The 20,451-nt window shown below is 61.6% G+C and carries 14 protein-coding genes; 8 read left to right on the top strand and 6 right to left on the bottom strand.

The window, feature by feature from the left end:
* Positions 1–12: 12 nt before the first annotated feature.
* On the bottom strand, positions 13–1,863 hold the full coding sequence (locus tag MOP44_RS18575) for an AI-2E family transporter (protein ID WP_260791744.1): 1,851 nt from the start codon (positions 1,861–1,863) through the stop codon (positions 13–15).
* Positions 1,864–2,072: 209 nt separating this feature from the next.
* Between MOP44_RS18575 and MOP44_RS18580 the strand changes: the two genes are divergently transcribed.
* Positions 2,073–3,431, top strand: coding sequence for an alkaline phosphatase family protein (locus MOP44_RS18580; RefSeq protein WP_260791745.1), 1,359 nt, complete (start codon positions 2,073–2,075; stop codon positions 3,429–3,431).
* Positions 3,432–3,448: 17 nt separating this feature from the next.
* Positions 3,449–4,357 (top strand): N-acetylglucosamine kinase, encoded by a 909-nt coding sequence (locus MOP44_RS18585; protein WP_260791746.1) that lies wholly within the window; start codon positions 3,449–3,451, stop codon positions 4,355–4,357.
* A 131-nt stretch (positions 4,358–4,488) separates the two neighbouring features.
* On the opposite strand, the gene MOP44_RS18590 is transcribed toward MOP44_RS18585, so the two are convergent.
* Entirely contained in the window at positions 4,489–6,825 is a 2,337-nt protein-coding gene (locus MOP44_RS18590; RefSeq protein ID WP_260791747.1) for a tetratricopeptide repeat protein, read from the bottom strand.
* A gap of 313 nt (positions 6,826–7,138) precedes the next feature.
* On the opposite strand from MOP44_RS18590, the gene MOP44_RS18595 reads away from it, so the two are divergent.
* From MOP44_RS18595 to MOP44_RS18620, 6 genes are all read left to right on the top strand, one after another.
* Positions 7,139–9,319 carry an ABC transporter ATP-binding protein gene (locus MOP44_RS18595; RefSeq protein WP_260791748.1) on the top strand — a complete coding sequence of 727 codons (2,181 nt, stop codon included), beginning with the start codon at positions 7,139–7,141 and terminating at the stop codon, positions 9,317–9,319.
* A gap of 139 nt (positions 9,320–9,458) precedes the next feature.
* Entirely contained in the window at positions 9,459–10,052 is a 594-nt protein-coding gene (locus MOP44_RS18600; RefSeq protein ID WP_260791749.1) for an RNA polymerase sigma factor, read from the top strand.
* Complete coding sequence (locus MOP44_RS18605) at positions 10,049–10,876, top strand: hypothetical protein (protein WP_260791750.1); 828 nt, start codon at positions 10,049–10,051, stop codon at positions 10,874–10,876. Before MOP44_RS18600 ends, MOP44_RS18605 begins: the two co-directional genes overlap by 4 nt.
* Entirely contained in the window at positions 10,873–13,116 is a 2,244-nt protein-coding gene (locus MOP44_RS18610) for a FecR domain-containing protein (protein ID WP_260791751.1), read from the top strand. Before MOP44_RS18605 ends, MOP44_RS18610 begins: the two co-directional genes overlap by 4 nt.
* Positions 13,117–13,280: 164 nt before the next feature.
* Entirely contained in the window at positions 13,281–14,576 is a 1,296-nt protein-coding gene (locus MOP44_RS18615; protein WP_260791752.1) for a cation:proton antiporter, read from the top strand.
* Positions 14,577–14,779: 203 nt separating this feature from the next.
* Entirely contained in the window at positions 14,780–16,267 is a 1,488-nt protein-coding gene (locus MOP44_RS18620) for a DUF6600 domain-containing protein (RefSeq protein WP_260791753.1), read from the top strand.
* 72 nt (positions 16,268–16,339) lie between these two features.
* Here the strand turns inward: MOP44_RS18620 and MOP44_RS18625 are convergent, their stop codons facing one another.
* The 4 genes from MOP44_RS18625 to MOP44_RS18640 all read right to left on the bottom strand — a co-directional run bounded on the left by MOP44_RS18625 (position 16,340) and on the right by MOP44_RS18640 (position 20,226).
* Positions 16,340–16,849, bottom strand: a complete 510-nt coding sequence (locus MOP44_RS18625) for a DUF4126 family protein (RefSeq protein ID WP_260791754.1) — start codon at positions 16,847–16,849, stop codon at positions 16,340–16,342.
* Between the two features lie 34 nt (positions 16,850–16,883).
* Positions 16,884–17,048 (bottom strand): hypothetical protein, encoded by a 165-nt coding sequence (locus MOP44_RS18630; protein ID WP_260791755.1) that lies wholly within the window; start codon positions 17,046–17,048, stop codon positions 16,884–16,886.
* Between the two features lie 114 nt (positions 17,049–17,162).
* Positions 17,163–18,212 (bottom strand): ketose-bisphosphate aldolase, encoded by a 1,050-nt coding sequence (locus MOP44_RS18635; RefSeq protein WP_260791756.1) that lies wholly within the window; start codon positions 18,210–18,212, stop codon positions 17,163–17,165.
* Positions 18,213–18,978: 766 nt separating this feature from the next.
* Entirely contained in the window at positions 18,979–20,226 is a 1,248-nt protein-coding gene (locus MOP44_RS18640; RefSeq protein ID WP_260791757.1) for a nucleotide-binding protein, read from the bottom strand.
* Between the last annotated feature and the right edge of the window lie 225 nt (positions 20,227–20,451).

A 20,451-nucleotide genomic window follows, 5' to 3' on the forward strand; every position in this document is an offset into this window, starting at 1 on the left:
GGCTGGATGGTCTTACGCCGCGGATTCCTTCTCGACCGGGCTTACCTCGGGCTTGACCCCGGCAATCAGCCGCACTTCCGCCAACGCATCGCTGAGCCGAGTCCACACCCGGCCCTCTTCGGCTCCGCTGATTCGCTTGGCGGCCTCAGCGGGGTCATCAGGATAATTCCAGATTCCGATCATGATCCGCAGCTTTGCATCGCGCGCACGCAGATTGCTGTAAATGCGATGCGAGCGCGCCAGCCCGAACGGCGGCAGCGCCGAGAGGAGCACAACATCAGGCTTTTCCTGGGCGACAGCTTTGAGGACCTCATCGATCCTGCTGGCAGGCAGTGCGACGGCCTGCACGCTTGGCCCCTCGAATACCTGCGCAGCCATGAGCGCGGCCAACTCGTCCGTCTCGTCGCGCACCGGCACGCACATTACCTTGATCGCGGCTCCATCCCCATGGCTCGCAACCGGCGCGAATGTGCGCACATCCGCGCCGTGATTTTCTCTGAAACCGAGTTCCTCGACGAACTCGCGCGACGCGTGGCGAATGAAACGCACTGACGATTCCTCGAGGTTGCCATTCTGCCGATCTTCTTCCGATTTCACCAGCGCAGGAATGAGCACGCCATCGTAGACCTGATCGAGCGGCATATCGCGAAGCGCCGACTCCAGAATCTCCCCGGCCTCGCGGCCATCATGCGCAAGCAGGCGCTGATAAAAGCATGTCCACTGCTGGATCGACGGCTGATCGCCGAGCATGATGGTCAGGAATTCAAGCGCCGGCATATGACTGCCGATGACGACGAGGCAAACGGTGAGCGGGACTGAAAGAACAAGTCCCACTGGACCCCAAAGCAGCGTCCAGAACGCTGCGGCAATCAGAATCGCAAGCGCCGAGAGTCCAGTGTGCTTGCCGTAAATGTGCGGCTCAACATAATTGCCCGTCACCACTTCGAGAACGAGAAATGTTCCCAGAACAATGAGCGACTTCTGCCACCCGTGAAACACGGCCAGTGAGAGCACCGTAGGGAGTGCGGCCGCTCCCATCCAGCCGATGTATGGCACAAAGCGCAGTATCGTCGCAAGCGTACCGAAGAGCAGCGCATGCGGAAGGCCAAGGAAATACAGAACGCCCACAATCACCGCGCCATAAATCGTATTCACCAGAAGTTGCAGTGAAAAGTAGCGGCTGATCCGCGCGCTGGCATCGCGCATGGCCTGCGTAATGCTGGTCACGTTGCGCTCGCCGGTGAGATGAATGACACGGTTGCGCAGGTCTTCACGCTGCAGCAGAACAAAGAATGTGAAGACAACGCTGAGCAGCGCTGTTGTGAGGGGCTCCAGGATGCCCCCGAGCTGGTCGAGTCTGGCCGGCGCGCGCGAGACTTCTCTCACCTGAATGGGGTGCTCGGGGCTCGCGCCCAGCGGCTTCTTTTCCGCGCTCAGACCCGGTGCCGGATTCGACGGAGTGGCATTGCCCAGGCCCAGTTCATCACCCAGCCGCTCAATCTCTCGCTCGGCGCGGCTGTAAGCTGAGTCGCTCGGTCTGTGCATTTTGGCCATCTTCTGGGCGATGTTGCCGCGATACGTTGGCAGGTCGTTCGCGATGGCCACAAGCTGCGTAAAGAAGATCCAACCCGAACAAGCGAGCAGAGCCGCAAATGCCAAGATGACCATAATGGCGGCGAGCGTGCGCGTGAGATGCAGGCGTTCCAGGCGAGCGACCAGCGGGGCCAGCAGGAATGCAAAAAGAACCGCGAAGGCCAGCGGCAGAAAAAGAATTTTGGCGACATATAGAACAGCGATTGCCACTACGCCGGCACTCAGCAGCCACAGCCGCGAAAGAATGCGCGCACTTCCCGTGCCGTTCATGGGCGGGCTCCGGAATTGAGGCGGCTGGCGGCGTGGCGGTCCGGTCGTGGAGAATTGGAACAGTCTTTCAGTCCACGCGCGGCGCTCGCCTGGGATGAGTTCGATAGGTGCACATACTGTTTAGATGCGACCTTTTCCTCCGAAACGGGCGACTGCTGCGTCCAAATCACAACGGTAGCAACTGGGATAAGCTGATCCGGGGGTGGTCCATGTCCGGCATTTTCAGCAGAATGCGCCATTGCGGCGCCGCAGTTGTGCTGGCCTTCGCCCTCGCAGCAACCGCGGCCGCGCAGCAGCCCAGGCTCAACCCTGCGCTTCCCCTTGAGCACACCGGCAGCGAACCCAACTCGGCAGCCGCCCAGAAATCCCACTACGTAGTGCTGGTCTCGCTCGACGGCTTTCGCTGGGACTACGCAACGCGCGACGGCGCAAAGCATCTGCTGGCGTTGGGCAAGTCGGGTGCGTGGGCGCCTGAAGGAATGTTGCCCAGCTACCCATCGCTGACATTCCCCAATCACTTCACCATCGTCACCGGCCTCTATCCCGGGCATCACGGCCTCGTCGCGAACAGCTTCTACGACGAGGCAAAGATGGCGCGCTACACAATGAGCGACGCCAGCGTCGTCACAGACGGATCATGGTATTCCGGCACGCCCATCTGGAGCCTTGCCGAAAGCCAGGGCATGCGCACCGCCTGCCTCTTCTGGCCGGGATCGGAAGCCGAAATCGCAGGACGCAGGCCCACGTGGTATGCGAAGTTCGATGTCAAGACGGAGCGCTCAGAGGCCGTCCAGCAGGCGCGCATTGACGATGCACTTGGGCTGCTCAAATTGCCCGAAGCGCAGCGTCCCCACTTCATCGCCATGTACTTCTCCGAGCCGGATCACGAAGGGCACGAGTTCGGCCCGGACGCGCCGCAAACAAAGGCCGCCGTGCTCAAAATGGACGCAATCATCGGCAGGCTCAAGGCGGCGCTCGACAAAACGAAACTGCCCATTGACCTCGTTGTCGTAAGCGATCACGGTATGGCGAAGGTCGAAGGCGGCTGGATCAATCTCAGCGACTTCGCCGACCTCGGCAACTTCGAGGCGGTCGGCTCGCTGCTCTACGGCAAGTCGGAAGAGAACCGGGCGAAGCTTTACAACGCGCTGAAGCATGCGTCATCGCAGTTCTTTGTGTATCGCCGGAAGGATGTTCCGGCGGGCCTCCACTACAACGAGAATCCGCGCGAAGGCGACCCGGTAATCGTCGCGACCGGTCCGTATGCCATCCGCGCCAGGAAGCCCGCTGAAGGCAAGCCCGATAATCCTCCGCAACCAGGCGCACACGGATACGATCCACGCACCATGCCGGAGATGAAGGCGAGCTTCTTTGCGACGGGTCCGGATATTGTGCCCGGCAAGACCGTGAAGCCTTTCGAAAACGTGAACCTCTATCCGTGGATGGCGCACATGCTCGGGCTCACCACGCCCAAGTCCGACGGCAACCTTAATATTCTCGCCGGAACGCTGCGCGACAACGGTGGCGAGACGCCTGAACCCGAGCCGGAAACGGCCAAGCCGCAATGAATGGAGTGAACGAACGAATGAGTGTAGTCCTGGGGATTGATGGCGGGGGCACGCGCACGCGCGCTTCGATAGTAGAAGGGGATCGTGTGCTGGCCTTTGCTGAGAACGGGTCGATCAAGCGGCTGCGTGTCGGCGCGGAAATCGCCGAGCAGAACCTGCGTGCGCTGTTGAAGGACGTGTATGCGCAGGCTGGCGTAAAGGGAGTCGCCGCAGCATCGGCCGGGGTTGCCAGCGCCACCATGCCCGGAGTGCCCGAGTGGATCCAGGCCGTGTTCACCGAGTTCAGCGTGGAGCGCTCCGAAGTCGTCGGCGATGAAGTGATTGCCCTTGATGCGGCGTTCAAAGGCGGCCCGGGGATTCTGCAGATCGCGGGCACCGGAACCAACTGCATCGGTCGCGCGCCGGACGGCGGACGCGAGGCGGCCGGCGGGTGGAGTTCGCGCCTGGGCGACGAGGGATCCGGCTACTGGATCGGGCTGCATTCCGTGCGGCGTGCGCTCAATGCCTACGATCGCGAGGAGCCGACGCGCGTTTTGGAAGTGGTAGGCCAGATCTGGGGGACGAACGGCATCGACGAGTTGGTAAATCTGGGCGATTCGACGCCGGGGCCGGACTTCTCGAAGCTTGCTCCAGCAATCAGCCAGCTTGCCGAGGAGGGCGACTCGGTGGCGCTCAGCGTTCTCGATCAGGCGGCGAAGGACCTGGTCGGGTTCGTGCTGCTGGTGCGCGCCAAATTACGAAGAAAGCACAGCTTAGCCGCCGAGGTTCCGGTGGCCTGGATCGGCTCCGTCCTCGGCAAATCGCGGCTGGTGCGAGAGCAGTTCTTCGCCGGACTGAAGGCGGCGGCGCCCGAAATGAACGTGCTCGACAAGGAAGTCGTCGCGATCGAAGGGGCGGTTTGGCGCGCGCAGAGCATGGCTAAGTAGGATTCGTCGGCGTCATCGTGGTCAGTTCTCGCCGGAGAGTTTGCAGTAGACTCCTGCTGATACCAGAACGGGCTGCGCTAGGGAACAGAGCGCAGCCCGTTGTTGGTGGAGGTCATTAACGAGTTGAGCGGTCAGTTTGACGCTTTTCCCGCCTCAGACTGATACCGCACCAGGTCCTCTTTGAGTTCGCCAGCCCCTTCCTGATTCTTCTGCCCTGCCACTACCTGAATCGCTGCTTCCGTTACGCGGACGGCATCATTGGGGCGCCCCAGCTTGTCATAGACTTTTCCCAGTTCCGCCAGACATCTCCAATTGCGGCCCTGGCTAAGCTCGACCGCCTTCTCCAGCGATGGAACCGCGTCGGAGTAATCACCGCGCGCCACCAGAACGACACCCAGATTGAAGGGGTATTCCGCTGAAGACGGGTCCAGCTCAATGGCGCGCTTCAATGGAGCGATAGCGCCCTCCTGGTTGCCGTTCAGATACAAAGACATGGCCAGATGATCGAGGTATTTCGGATTGCGCGGCGAAAGTTCTGCAGCCCTTTGGAACTCCCGCTGCGCTTCACCCTCCCGATCGCTGGCGCTCAGCGCCGTCGCCAGCAAGAAGTGCCCGGAGCCGTCTTCGGGATCAGCCTTTACGGCCTCCTGCAGAATGCTGAGCGCGCCTTGAATGTCGTTGGCCTCAATCATCTTGAACGCCTGGTCAAACAAGCGATAGAAGTCCATCGCTTTGGGCTCGATCTTGTCGATACTCATGCCCGCCGGCAGGTTGATGAACTCGGGAATGTTCACGGCACGATTGGATGCGGTCGTGTCGTCCACAATCACCGCGGGCGAGTCATTGCCATTCTCGTCGATGTGCGTCAGCATCAACTGCGTGTAAGGCCCGCGGCCCTTCGTCGAAAATGCCAGCCAGTGCCCGTTGGGCGAGAAAGTGTGCCACGAATTCATCCGTGCCTGGTTACAGTTCATCAGGCGAGCTTTTCCACCATTGAACGGCACCAAGTAGAGCTTGCTATCCGGCCGCATGAGCAGGCCGTTCCTGTTCTGCACGAATACGATCCATTTCCCATCCGGCGACACCTTCGGGAAGTTGTTGCTCATTCCATTCTCTGAACCGCCCTCGATACGCTCAGGCTTGCCTCCGCGGCCTCCATTAAACGGGATCCGGTAGAGGTCGTACTGGATCTGCGTCTCATTCGGATCATTGGCATACTGGGATGGCTTTGCGCCCGGCGGGAATGGTTCGCGCGCAGTCGCACGGCTGAACACAAGGTATTTGCCGTCGGGCGACCAGAACGCGGCCGTTTGGACGAACTGAGGGTCGTCCGCTCCGGGCAGAGGGTGCATCGACTTGTCGTTTGCGTCGTACCAGGCCAGGATGCCGCGTGTGGGATAGAACACCTGGTTGAACTCGACATTCGGGTAATTGACGCTGTAAATACGGTCGAGAATGCCCGAGACAAACCCGGGATCCCTCCTGTCGTTCTTGGTTGTGTTGTTAGGCGGCCCAATCGACGTGATCACATGCCGTCCATCCGGCGACACCTGCGACATGAAACCAAACCGCTTCACTGCCGACTCACCCGGGCGGACCTCTTCGTTCAACCCAAACGAACTCCACCGGATCACGTCCGAGTTCTGAATGGACATATCGCGGGAGACGCTTGCGAGCGCATACAGACCTTTGTCGTTCCTCGGTCCATCAAGATCCAGGCCCAGCGTCTTCCCGTTCCTCGAAAAAGAATGACAATTGGCGCACGTGTGCAGACCGGTCATCACCGTATGGCTTTCCGGCTGCCCGATATCGCGAATCTGCCATTTGATTTTCGGAAGGGAGCTCACCGGCAGAGGCGAAATGGGGCCATGTTCGCTGGGAGGCGGCAGTTGCAAGGGCACATCGCGGTAGAAGATCGGCGCGCCAACCGGATCGGCCGACGTGGATATGCTCACTTTGGCTTCCGAAACGGTGCGTCCGTCCGCGGACACTCCCTCAAAACTGATGTGGGCAGGAGCCTTCACTGACAGCCGCTTGATCCTGGCCCAGAGCTGCGCGTCGGGCTTCCAGGTATGCGTCGCTGCCTGCTCGGCCGTAAGAGGTAGCAGGGGACCGGCATCCGGATCGGGCTCCCTTGGCTGCATCCGGTCACCGGCCGCCTCAATGCGCAGAGCATCGGGGGCACCTTGCAGCGCGATACGAATCACCCATCGCTGCGCCCCCTCGTTCGAGTCGTGCCACAAAAAAGTGGGCGGCGTGATCTCGGGAGGAAACACAGACCCGTTCTGCGGATAGTCGATCTTGATAGGCGTGGTCGGAGTCGTGGCTTGGCCCGATGCTGCTATCTTCCATGGGCCCGCGCTGCAGACCAGGAATACCGCACAGGCAGCGGCAATCCCCGTCAAAAGGATACGTGTTAGTTTGATCTTCATCGGCTTCCGGCGCGGCCCGGGAGTTCCACGCCGCATTTCAGCATTATCCTTAGCGGGTCTGCAGCGGCTCGGTGATTCAGCTCACATCGAGCGATCTGCCTCGGGGACACGTGCAGCCTCGATTGCCCAGCAGGGGATTGCCTATAAGGGTACGCGGTTAGAAGGTTTGCCGCTAGAGAAATTCCCGTCACCCTGTCGCGAGTATCCAAGAAACGGATTCAGGCTCCAGCTTGACAGCCGGTTTGCGACTTCCGCATGCCGTCTCGCATCCTTAACTGGACGGGCAGGCTTCGGCTCTGCCCGCAATTCCATCGGCCCCGTACAATGAACAGGTAAGCCAACCTCCTGAATGACGGACGACGCGCACAAGACTTCCCCCAAGACCGAACAGATTTCCGTTCCCGCAAACGGGAAGGCGGGGGTGTCGGCAAATGGGCTGGATCCGACTGAGGAGGCGCTGGCGGACCGCGGCAACGGCAAGCTGGATGAGGCCGGCCCGGGTGCGGCCGCAATTGCGCCCGGAGCCGATGCAGCTGTAAGCGGCAACGGCACGGGCTCGGTTCGCAAGGTCGATACGGAGACCAGGACTCTGGCTAAAACTGCGGCGAAGAAGGCCGATGACGACCCGGTCGGGAAGGTGTACGACTCGGTTCTGATCAAACGGCTCGGCCACTATGTAAAGCCGTATTGGGTGCAGGCGGTCATCTCGTCGATTTCCGTGATGCTGAAGTCGCTGAGCGACGTGACCGGGCCCTACCTGCTGAAGGTGGCGATCGACCGCTACCTGGTAAAGGAGCCGGGCTCCGAGCTGACCTGGCTGGGACGAAGGCTGCCCTCCGATCCCTGGCACGGGATTACTCAGCTGGCCGAGCTTTACACGCTGACGCTGCTGCTGGCTTACGGCTTCGAGTTCATCCAGACCTACCTGATGCAGTGGCTGGGGCAGAAGATGATGTTCGACCTCCGTCGCGACATCTTCCGCCACATGCAGCGTCTGCACGTGGGCTTCTTCGACACGCATGCCGTGGGGCGGCTGGTCACCCGGCTGACCTCCGACGTGGACGCCATCAACGAGATGTTCACGGCCGGCATTCTCGCCATTGTGGACGACTTCGTCACTCTGACGATCATGGCCGTCATCATGCTGCGGACGAAGTGGTGGCTGGCCCTGTTGGCGTTCAGCGTACTGCCGCTGATTCTGATCGTGACGAGGATGTTCCGCGATTCGGTGCGCGAGAGCTACAGGCGAGTGCGCGCAGCCATTGCGCGCATCAATTCCTTCACGCAGGAACACATCAGCGGCATGAGCGTGGTGCAGCTCTTCAACCGCGAAGAGCGCGCGTACCAGGATTTCGAAGTCGTCAACAAGCAGCACATGGTCGCGTTCAAAGACACGATCTTTGCCTATGCGCTCTACTATCCCGCGGTGGATTTGCTCAGCACCGTGGCCGTGGCGCTGGTGCTGTGGTGGGGCGGATGGAGCGTGCTGGCACATACCAGCGTAACCGTCGGCATGCTGGCCATGTTCAACATGTATTCGCTGCGTTTCTGGCGGCCGATTCAGGATCTGAGCGACAAGTACAACATCCTGCAGGCGGCCATGGCGGCGTGCGAGCGAATCTTCAAGCTGATGGACACCAAGCCGGAGATCGTTTCACCGGCGAAGCCGAAGAAGGGCAACGGCTCGAATCGGATTGAATTCCGCCATGTATGGTTCACGTATCAGAAGTTGACGGACGAACAGAAGGCGGCGGTTCAGCGTGTGGTGGTAGCGGCACGCGACGGCGCTACCGCCAATGAGGAATTAGCCGCGCTCAAGGACATCGACTGGATCCTCAAGGATGTCTCGTTCAGCGTTGAGCCCGGGCAGACGGTGGCCATTGTCGGCCATACGGGTGCGGGCAAGACGACGCTGACCAGCCTGATGATGCGCTTCTACGAAGTGACCGCGGGGCAGATTCTGCTGGATGGCGTGGATGTGCGCGAGCACGATGTGCAGGAATTGCGGCAGCATTTCGCCGTGGTGCTGCAGGATCCCTTCCTGTTCACGGGGACGATTGCGGACAACATTCGCCTCGGCAATGCCGCAATCACGGATGCGCAGATGGAGCAGGCCGCGCGCGATGTGAATGTACTGGACTTCGTCGAGTCGCTGCCGAACAAGTTCGACCAGCCGGTCGAAGAGCGAGGCAATTCGCTCTCGACAGGCCAGAAGCAGCTCATCAATTTTGCCCGGGCGCTGGCTTTCAATCCGCGCATTTTGATTCTCGATGAAGCAACCTCGAGCGTCGACACCGATACGGAGCTGCGCATTCGCGGTGCGCTGGAGCGCATGGTGGAAGGGCGCACCAGTGTGCTCATTGCGCACCGCCTCTCGACGGTGCAGCGGGCCGATTCGATCCTGGTAATGCACAAGGGCCAGTTGCGCGAGATGGGTTCACATCAGCAGTTGCTTGCGCAGCGCGGCCTCTACTGGAAGCTCTATCAGCTTCAGTACAAGGACCAGGAACTCGGCGTCGGCAGCAGATAGTCCGCACTCTCGCGCCGGCCTGCCAGGCGCCTTCCTTGCCGCCAGGTAAAATCGCCCGTCATGAGGTTCGCCCGCCTTTCCTCACTGGTTGGGAAGATGACGATTGTTTTCCTAACCGCGGCGTACACTTGGTAGTCGAATGAGCAACATGGGCCAGAACGGCGGAGCGTCGGACGCGGCGGCAATTGGGGCGGTGCTGGCGGGGGACCGCGACGCCTATGGCGAGCTGGTCAAACGCCATAGTCGGATGCTCTTCCGGCTAGCCTACCGCATGACAGGCAACGAGGCGGATGCGGACGACGTAGTGCAGGACGCATTCCTCCGGGCCTATCAAAAGCTGGCGAGCTTCGAATCACGGGCGGATTTCGGGACGTGGATTTACAGGATCGCCGTCCATTGCGCGCTGGACAAGCTGGCTAAGCGGCGTGCGGAACAGTCGCGGCGCGTGAGCGAGGAAACCGATCCGGAAGAGGGCTCCATCCAGGTCCCCGATTCAAGCCCCAGTCCGGAGAGGCTGGCGCTGAGTGCGGAGATCGCCGCCCTGCACGAGGTTGCAATGCGGGCCCTTACACCGATGGAGCGAACCGCGTTCACTCTCCGGCACATGGAGGATCGCACCACGGAAGAGATCGCGGCGGCGCTGAACGTGACGCCGAATACGGCAAAACAGAGTGTTTACCGGGCGGTGCAGAAAGTACGGCACCGGCTGACGCAATTGAAGGTAATGGCATGAATCACCTGACGGACGAGGAGCTTGTGGAACAGTATTATGCCGCTGCGGCAGGCGCGGCCACGGCCGATGCCGCTGCTGCTGAAGCTATGGCGGGCAGAGCGGCCGAGGCGGCTGCGGCCAACGCCCATCTGCGAGAGTGCGCGCAATGTGCGGCGGCGCTCGCGGCGCTGGAAAGTGACTTGGCGGTGCTGCGTCCCGTGCGGATTCCGGAGCGCGATGAGAACTATGGCGAGCAGATGTGGGCGCGCGTAGAAGGGGCTCTGCCGCCGCGCGCTTTGAAACGGAGTCCGGCCCTCCGATTCGCGCTCTGGCGCGGACTGGCCTATGCCGCGAGCTGCGGCGTACTGGTGGCCGGTGGATTCTTTGTAGGCCGGGTCTGGGAGCAGCGCCACGCAGTGACGACGGCTCACGTAACAGCGGCTCCGGTCATGGTCGCTCCGCAGCCGAAGGTGGTTGTCGTCGTACTGGGGGATCACCTCGATCGTTCGGAGCGGCTGCTGGTGGAATTGAAGCACGCGAATGGCGATACAGCGGATCTGGCTCCGCTGCCTGCTGAGGCTCGAAGCCTGCTGGCGGCAAACAGGGTGTTCCGCGACGATGCGATGACCGATGGCGATCCGGGGCTGACCAAGGCTCTCGATCACCTGGACCGCCTCTTGACCGAGATTGCCAACCGGCCCGGTGGACTGGACGCGGCGGAGGCTGCCCGTATTCGTGACGAAATGAATGCCGAGGGACTGCTGTTCGAAGTCCGTGTGCTGCGATCGAAGAATCCGCACCGCATGAATACCGTGCGCGTGGTTGCAAAGGGGGGTGCGGCATGAAAGCCAATTGGATGTTGCTGACCTGTGTCGCGGCCGGGCTTGCGCTTGGGTCGATGCAGGCGCGGAGCCAGACGGGCGAGGCGCTTCTGGCTTCCGGATCGATATCGGGGGCGTTCGATGAAACGAACATGCCCGCCACTGCGCCAGATTCCAAGGAGTATGCGGTGGGCAAGCAGGCCATCCACGATGGACGCTGGGCCGACGCCGTCACCATCTTCGGAAAGATAGCCGATGCCGGCGGCCCCCACGCTGACAGTGCCTTCTACTGGAAAGCCTATGCGCTGAACAAGAGCGGCAAGGCCGACGAGGCGATCGGCACGTGCGGCCTGCTGCGCGACGTATTCAGGAAGAGCGGCTGGATTGAAGATTGCGATGCGTTGCAGATCGAGATCGACTCGAGCCGCGGCAAGCCGATTCAGGCCAAAGCGGAACAAAGCGATGAGTTGAAGCTGCTGGCCCTGGCAAGCCTGATGCGCTCGGACCCGGAAAAGGCCACCGCGCAGATCAAGGAGATCGTCGGCGGAGACGCCTCAGAGAAGCTGAAGGAGGGCGCGGTCTTCATCCTCGGCCAGCAGGTACCGGACTCGACGTATCCGCAGATTGTGAGGATCAGCTATCTCGAGGGCGACGTCCGAATCGCGCGCGCCAGCGAGAACGAGAAGTCCACAAAACCGGCGTGGGAAACGGCCGTGATGAACCTGCCGCTCAACGAGGGCGACAGCATCGTTACAGGCAAGGATGGCCGCGTCGAGATCGAGTTTGAAGACGCCTCGACGGTTTATCTTGGCGAGAACTCGGTGCTGAACTGCACGGATATGCATACGACCGGCGGAGTTCCGCACACCGAACTGGCCTTGGTAAGCGGCACCATGACAACGCATCTTGACTCGCTGATGGGCGGCGAGATGTTTCTGATCCGCACTCCGAGCGAAAATCTGCTGGCGCGCTACCCCGAGAAATCGGACCTGCGCATCACCAGCTACATTGACGGCATCGGAATCGCGTCGCTCAGCGGCGGCGCATTGAATGTGACCGGTGCGAACAGAGTCGACATGACCTCGGGCAAGACCGTCTTCATCAGCGAAGGTCATCGGGTGAGCACGGCCGAAGAGGCCGGCAAGGCGCAGGACTTCACTGCTTACGATGCGTGGGTCGCCGACCGCCATGCCGCCCGCACCTCGGCCGAGAGGACCGTGATGCAGGAGGCAGGCCTCCAGAAGCCGATTCCGGGGATCGCCGAGATGAAGGATCAGGGACACTTCTTCGAGTGCCCTCCATACGGCGTTTGCTGGGAGCCGAATGCGCCGCAGGCCAGGCCGGTGCTGGCTGCCGGTCCGACTCCTCCCCCGACGCCGAAAACAGCATCACCTTCGGCAGCCGGACGGCCCGCCGGCGGCACCAATGGCTCGGTGTCGGATTGGTTCCCATGCATGACCGCGTGGTATCCGACAGGATATTTGTACAGCCCCAGTTCTTTCTATGCCTTGGTGGATCCGTACACGTGGGGCGTCTGCCACTCCGGCGAGTGGATTCCCTATAACAACAGCTATGCGTGGGTGGCCGGCACCAGGCGCCATCACCGCATCCCGGTTCGCTGGGTCAAGATCGGTCACGACCCCGTCCCGATTCCCATCCATCCCAGGGATGTGAAAGGCAAGCTCCCGATCAACCGCATAGGCCTTCAACCGGTGAAGGGGAAGGATGGCGGCATTCATGTGACGCCGATCGCGGTGGACCCCGGAAAGAGGATGGAACTCCTGAAGTCTCCTCCAAAAGAGTTCCGCAATCTGCCTCAGCCGGTGCTGGCGCGTTCGGACGCTCCACGAATGCAGATGCTCGCAATCCGCGACAACGCCAAGGCGGGAATCACGGCGCACTCTCCGATCCCGATGACGTTCAATCATCAGCAGGGATTCATGACGTCGCACCAGGTAATGCAGGGTGGCCGTCCGGTGGCGGTGAACGTTCCGGTAGGCCGCGTGGGTGGCGGCGGCTTCTCCGGCGGCATGCCGAGCAGCGGCTTCTCGGGGCGTAGCAGTGGCGGTGTTGGGTTCGGCGCAGTGCAGCACGGTGGCGGTGGCTTCAGCGGCGGCAGTGTCAGCCATGGTGGAGGCGGCGTCAGCGTGGGTGGCGGCGGTGGAGGCCCCGCGATGCACAGCGGGGGCACGGTGAGCGCCCCGAGCGTCTCCACTCCGAGTGCGTCCAGCACGGCCGCACCCGCCAGCAGTCCCCGTAAATAATAGATAGAGAGAAAAGCGGGGTTCCGGCCGCGGCAGGCCGGAACCCCCTTTTATTGCGCGAAGCGCACCGGCCCGGAACGACTCACTGACCCAGGAGCAAACGCTTGGGCCAGTCGGGCATCAGAACTGAAAGGGTCTACTCCCCGGGGGATTCTCCGTTTCCGATGTCCAATTCAGATATCACTTCACTCATCCTGGTCCTCTTGTTGCTTGTCGGGCTCGCGCAGCTGCTGGGCTATGTGTTCGTGCGACTTCGGCAGCCCAAGGTCATCGGCGAGATTCTGGCGGGCATCGTGCTCGGGCCGGCGGTGCTGGGAAGAATCCCGGCTGTCTCCGGACTACTGGCGCACGCCAAGCACCAGGGTAATGTGCTGGACTTCATCTATTGGCTCGGTCTGTTGCTGCTGATGTTTCTTTCGGGCGCGGAGACGCAGCAGTTGTTCTCTCGCGAAGAGCGGCGCGAGGTGAGCTGGCTGGCGATTGTCGGCTCTGGGATTCCGTTTGCCCTGGCGCTGGCGCTGGGGCCGTGGCTCATCCGGCCTTCGCTGTTCGGCCCAAATGGGAACCGCATTTCGCTGATCATTATCCTTGCCGTTGGCGTTGCGGTCACGTCGGTGCCGGTGGTCTCCAAGATCTTCGCCGATCTGAAGATTCTTCACACGCGTTTCGCACGCTTGGTGCTCGGCGTAGCGGTCTGCGAGGACATCGTGCTCTGGCTGGCACTCGCAATCGCGACGGCCATGGCCGGCACCGCAGCCCTCGATCCGAAGAAGATGTCGCTGCATCTGCTGGCAACCATCGGATTCTTTCTTGCCGGGCTGACGATTGTGCCGCGCGCGGTGAAGCGCATCAACAAGGCCGAACACAACGTGCTCGTAAAGCAGTCGCCCACCGGCTATGCGCTGGCCGTGCTGTTTGCGTATTGTGCGGTTGCGGGCGCCCTGGATGTGAGCCTGGTGTTTGCGGCGTTTCTGGCGGGCTTCGCGGTGGTGCACAAGAAGCGGCGCATCTTCGCCGAGGCGCTGGACGCGATCGGCAAGGTCGCTTTCGCCTTCTTCATTCCGGTGTACTTCGCGATCGTCGGGCTCAAGCTCGACCTCGTCCGCGGCTTTGCACTGTGGATGCTGGTTGCGTTTCTGATCGGTAGCTGCGTCGTCAAGATGCTCTCGGTGGGGCTGGCGGGCCGGCTCGCCGGCTTCCGCGGACTCGACCTGTTCAATCTTGCGATGACCACGAACGCGCGCGGAGGCCCAGGCATTGTGCTGGCCAGCGTGGCGTTCGATGCCGGAATCATCAGCTCGCAGTTCTACACGACGCTGGTGCTCGCGGCGGTGCTCACTTCGCAGTTCGCCGGCGCGTGGCTGGAGTTCGTGCTGCGCAAGGGCTGGCCGCTGCTGACGCCAAAGGCCGGCGAAGCAGGCGCGGCGGGACTCGCAGCGGAGACTCCGCGCGCGGCCTGATTCCTGCGCAGCGGCTCCAAGACGCAGACAATCGCAGGAAAAGTCACGGCATTGTAAAAGCTGCATAACCACCGCGGGCGCCAGGTCGTCAAAGCTGCTGGATTCGTGCTAGCATCGGGTCCATCGATGCGCTCCCCCCGGTCGCTCGAAGTGACTGGCGACGCATTGGTTTTCCAGGTTCGCCAAATCCAAAGGAGGCGGACATGAGCCTGCCTAAAGTGACAGTCCTCCTGTCGACGTTGTGTTTTGCGGTGGCACTCCCGGCGCAAACAGCTGAAACGCATACAACCAGTGACAATGCATCCAAGGTTCGCATCGTGCGCCTCAGCGAGGTCAAGGGCGACGTGCAGATGGACAGGAACATCGGCCGCGGCATGGAAAACGCCATCGCCAACCTGCCTATCGTGGAACAGACCCGCCTGCAGACCGCCATGGGCGCCGCCGAAGTCGAGTTCGAAGACAACAGCACCCTGCGTGTTGGCCCGAACTCCATCGTAGAATTCCCCAAGCTCGAGCGCATGCCCAACGGAACCACTGTTTCGTGGGCGCGTGTGGTGAGGGGCACGGCGTACGTCAGCCTGATGAAGTCCTCGATGGCGAACCAGTTTGCGCTGCTCTTCGGCGCGCAGACCGTGCAGCTGCCGCCCGCGAGCCATGTCCGGCTCGATATGGGTTCCGGCGATGCCAAGCTAGCGGTCATGGACGGCTCCTTGAAGCTTCAGAGCGCCACCGGCGAGGTGGTTGTTCCCAAGAAGAAGACAGTCACCTTCAACCTGGCCACGGCCGGCGAATTGAACGTCGATAACCACGTCTCCTCCGGGCCGCTGGATCAGTGGGACAAGGAGTCCATCGGATACCACCAGCGCCTGGCAGTGGCGAGTTCCTACAACAGTTCGCCCTACTCGTACGGGATGAGCGACCTCAATTACTACGGCAGCTTCATGGATGCCAGCTCCTGCGGCATGGCAGGGTCGATGATGTGGCGCCCCTACTTCGCTAGCGCGGGCTGGGATCCATACGCGAACGGCTCGTGGGCCTGGTACGGCAACGCGGGCTACTCGTGGGTTTCGCCCTATCCCTGGGGCTGGACCCCCTACCACTCCGGCAGCTGGAATTTCTGCCCCGGCATGGGTTGGGGCTGGATGCCCGGCAGCACCTGGATGGGCCTGAATAACGTTGCCATGCTTCCGCCGCAGAGCGGGCCGGGCGGCGGCGGCGGCGGCCGGCCGCTCCTTCCAATCCGTCCTCCGTCGAGCGGCGCTCCGTCGCTGATCCCGGTCAGTACCCGACCGCTGGTTCGGTCTGAGCTGAAGTCGGGCGACTGGTTCGAGTTCCGCAGGGATTCGGCCGGTATGGGCATTCCGCGCGACACCCTCGGCAAGCTCGACAAGGTCTCGCAGCACGTTATTACGCATGGCTCGGTGCAGACGCCGGTCTATGTCACTGGACCTGTGATGGGTGGCGGCATGAACGGCCGCGCCGGCGCCGGTCCCTCCAGCGGGGCGATGCCGATAACGACGATTCATCGCGGCAGCGTATCGCCGGGGTTCGGGGAACCGCAACAGCCGTCCTTCGGAGCAGGAAGAGGTGGCTCGGGATCAATGCCCTCAGCGTCTGGAGGAGGAGCGCCCGCGCCGACCGCTCCTTCGCATGGCGCGAGCCCGGGCGCACCCAGCGGACGCCCACGCTAAAAACGCCAAAACATAACGAGGGCCGCGTCGCAATCCGGCGCGGCCCTCGTGTTTTCTGCTGAACAATCCGACCTAAACGATTGCAGGACCCTGCTGGACCACCACGGGGGAGGCGGCCTTCGGCGATTCCAGCGCCTTCGTTGCCATTGCGGCGAGCGCCAGCACCACCGCATCTTCGATAACCGCAGCAGGGAAGTCCCTGCCGAACGCCTCGGCGAGTTTGGAACGCATGGCTGAGCCGCCAACGGTTCCAGCCGCTGCTCCCACGCCACCCACAATAATCGCCAGCGGAAACACCGATTCGCCGGCTGTCACGGCGGCTGCACTGACCGCGCCACTGAGAACCCGCCAGGCAAACGCCGGAGGCGACTTCCGGTCGGGCATGAAAGGCAGCTTGTCGGCCACCATCTCGGCGATCGCAATCAGCGCAAACAAGGTGGTCGCGTCCATGTTGCCGATCAGCTTGGGAGACGAACCGCCTGCGGAGTTGCGGCTTCGGGCGGCGGTTACCGCGGCGGCGGGTGCGGACATCGATCGCAATCCGGCCGCGATGCCGAGCAGAAAAGTAGCGAAGAGAGGCATAAGTCCTCCGATAAGCGAAACCATTATCGCCGAATTACGGCCGTATGGAGGGCGAAGGATCGCTGTTCTCTTCGTCGCTGGATTTTGGAGTGTGCTCGCCCGAGTTCTTTTGCTCTTCCTGCTTGTTCAGCGTGGCGTCCTGCGGTTCGGGCGGAATCTTCATGTCGTAGTGGATCGGATCATCGGGCTGGTCGGGCATCTGCATCTCCTCCCCCTGTGAGATGCGGAAAGCTCTGATAGGTAGGGCGAGTGAAGCGAAAAGGCCGCTTCGCTTATGCGAAGCGGCCCTTCAAATTTCCAACAGCTCTGAGGCTTAGCGAGCAGCGACCGAAGGACGCGTGTCCAGCTTGCCGCTCTTGTAGCCGGCAGCCATCTCTTCGATCGGAATCGCCTTGTAGTCCTGCGCGTGGCCGGCCTGGCCGAACTCGCGCATGCGCTGTGCAACCACCTTGGCCATGGCCGCGCGGGCCGGAGTCAGATAATCGCGCGGATCGAACTTCTCCGGCGTCTCCGCGAACACCTTGCGGATGGCGCCGGTGATCGCGAGGCGATTGTCCGTATCGACGTTGATCTTGCGCACGCCGTTCTTGATGCCGAGCTGGATCTCTTCCACCGGAACGCCCCAGGTCTGCTTCAGGTGGCCGCCGTACTGGTTCACGATGTCCTGCAGATCCTTGGGAACCGACGACGAGCCGTGCATCACCAGGTGGGTGTGCGGCAGGCGCTTGTGGATCTGGATCAGCACATCCATCTTGAGCACCGAGCCGTCCGGCTTTTTCGTGAATTTGTAGGCGCCGTGGCTGGTGCCGATGGCGATAGCCAGCGCGTCAACGCCGGTACGCTCCGCGAACTCGACCGCCTGGTCGGGATCGGTGATGTGCTCCAACCCGGTGCCGCCCGCGCCGTGGCCGTCTTCCACGCCGCCCAGAACGCCGATCTCGCCTTCCACCGTAACGCCGCGCTCATGCGCATAGTCCACCACGCGGCGCGTCACTTCAACGTTCTCTTCGAAGGTGGTGGGAGTCTTCCCGTCTTCCTTCAGCGAGCCGTCCATCATCACCGAGGTAAAGCCCAGCGCAATCGCCGACTTGCAGGTTTCGAAGCTGTTGCCGTGGTCCTGGTGCATGGCGATCGGAATATCCGGATTCAGCTCGGCCGCCGCCTCGATCAGTTTGAAGAGATACAGATCCTCGGCAAACTTGCGCGCGCCGCGGCTGGCCTGGGCGATGACGGGGGAGTTGGTCTCCTTGGCCGCCATCATGATGGCCTGAATCTGTTCCATGTCGTTGACATTGAAGGCGCCGACGCCATAACCGCCTTTGGCGGCTTCGTCGAGGAGTTGCCGCATTGAAACGAGAGGCATTGAAAGTCTCCTTTTCTCTGGTCCAACCGCACGATTCTTGCAGGAAACGAACCCCCGCGGCGGGAACTGCAATCGTCCTTATGGTAACAGAGGCTGACAAGCAAAAAGTGTGTTCAAGAGCACACGCGATCAACCAGGGAAGGGTATTCAGACGTGCCCTGAACCCCACGCATTATCATCCCAGCCTTCCCCCCAAACCGGCACTGTGCACACTGACAGATTGTTTTGGGGAGCACAACACAGTTTCGCAACCGCCGGACGCAACGCTCAACCACCGCCCTGGCCTTGGCGACGGTAGAGATCCAGATCCGTCAGCGCGCCAACTTGCCGTGACTTAAGTAGTGCTCAGGCCATTGAGGAGCCTCAACTTCAGTAACATCTCACGTTCGATGGAGTCCCTTTCAATGGCAGGTGGCCCGGTCATGATCTCCAAATCTCACTCACGCATCGCAGAAATCCGAGGCTGTGCCCCGTTCATCGCGCTTTTGCGATGAGCGGGCGGGGAGCTACTCGATTCAGCGATACTTGGCACGCCCCACAACGGCTAGGAATATTAAACTGATCCCGCTGCTGCCTCCCCGGGGGAATACACATGCTGTCTCGTCGCGGGCAGGTGGCCCGGTCATGATTTCCAATCCATTCCAACGCATCGGATAAATCCGAAGCTGTGCCCCGTTCATCGCGCCTTTGCGATGAGCGGGCGGGGAGCTTCTCGATTCAGCGGGAATGCTGAGGCCATTAGCCGAGGTTCAGATCATCTGGCTGCTTAAAAGAGAAACAGCAGCTTCTTCTTGACCGGTTCTTCTGGAATGTTGAGGGCTGTGCGCGCCATCTGGCGGATCACCTTCGCGATTTCGGACCGGTTCATGGCCTGAGATTCGGCGTTGTTCTGCATGGCGCTCACGGCTTCGTAGTCATTCGGGATCTTCCATCTGGCCTTGCGGGTGAGCGCTTTTGTGATGTGATCCTCTGATATGCCGAGTCGTGAGGAGTCGTATCGGTTCAGCACTACCTCGAGCTTAGGGACGCGGCTGCCGAAGACGTCGCTGATAAGGCGGTTCGAATTGCGGAGTTCGGGGATGCTCACCTGGGTCACGAGGTAAAGCGTGGCGTGGGGATCGAAGAGCGTGGTGCCGGTCAGGTCGAATCGCGAGCCGGTATCCACCACCACGCAGTCGAACTCCTGGCGCGCAACCTCGATGAGCTTGTCCACTGCCGGGGACGGGAACTGCACGGGGGCCATCTTGCCGGGCGCCGGCAGCACAGAGAGTCCTGAGTCGTGCTTCAGCAGAAAGCCCTTGAGAAGACTCCCGTCGAGACGCGCATGATTTTGAAGTGCGTCGATCGTGGAGTACTGGGGTGTGAGCCCGAGGTTCAGAACTGCATCGCCGAGGGGGATGTCAAGGTCGATAAGTAAGACTCTCTTGCCGGATTCCTGTGCGGCCGCGGTGGCGAAGTTGGTGGCGATCGTCGTGACGCCCGATCCCCCTTTCGCCCCCCAGAACACGTTCACGAGCCCATCGGCCACCTTGCGCGGCCGCGTACGCCGGGCCGCGGCCCTGACCAGCGCTTCGGCCACCGCCGAGGGCTGCAGGGGCCAATGAAGAAACTCGCGGGCGCCGGCCCGCATGCATCGCAGCATGAGCTCCTGACTTACGCCGTCTGAATAGACCATCACTGTCGTCTGCGGGCTCAACGCACAGACGTTCTCCATCACATCCAATGCAGCGTCCGGGTTGCCCTCGAAATCGACGATCACCGCGTCGGGGCTCTTTTCCACGATTGCGGGAATCCGTGACATTGTCGGGTATCCCTCTATCTCCTTCGGCTCTCCGCACAAAGGCCCCTGCAGTGCATACAGGAGGTCCGACCGGCGGCGCTCGTTGGGAACGATCAGAACCACAGAAAGGCGCTCGGGATCATCGACCCTCGTCGCCGCGTCGTACCTGAGGTCTTTACCGTAAGACTGCAATGCGAATTCAAGTTCCTGGCTGCTCTCTTGGTGATTGGACATCTTGCCCTGGGCTCCTTCGGCGATGCCCTCTATGCGAACGGGCTCTCTGAAAACGGGGCGTTCGCATCTGTTATCGGCTGATTTCCAATTGAACTGTAAGGTTTCTCCAAGGGAATCACATGCTTGCATTGAGCAGTCGCCTGTTTGACTTTCCCTCTACGTTTCCATTCACGAGAAGAACCAGGTCGCAGGTTCCTGTTTCCAGATTGCTCACTAGCGATATGC

Source organism: Occallatibacter riparius (genome assembly GCF_025264625.1).
GTDB lineage: Bacteria > Acidobacteriota > Terriglobia > Terriglobales > Acidobacteriaceae > Telmatobacter > Telmatobacter riparius.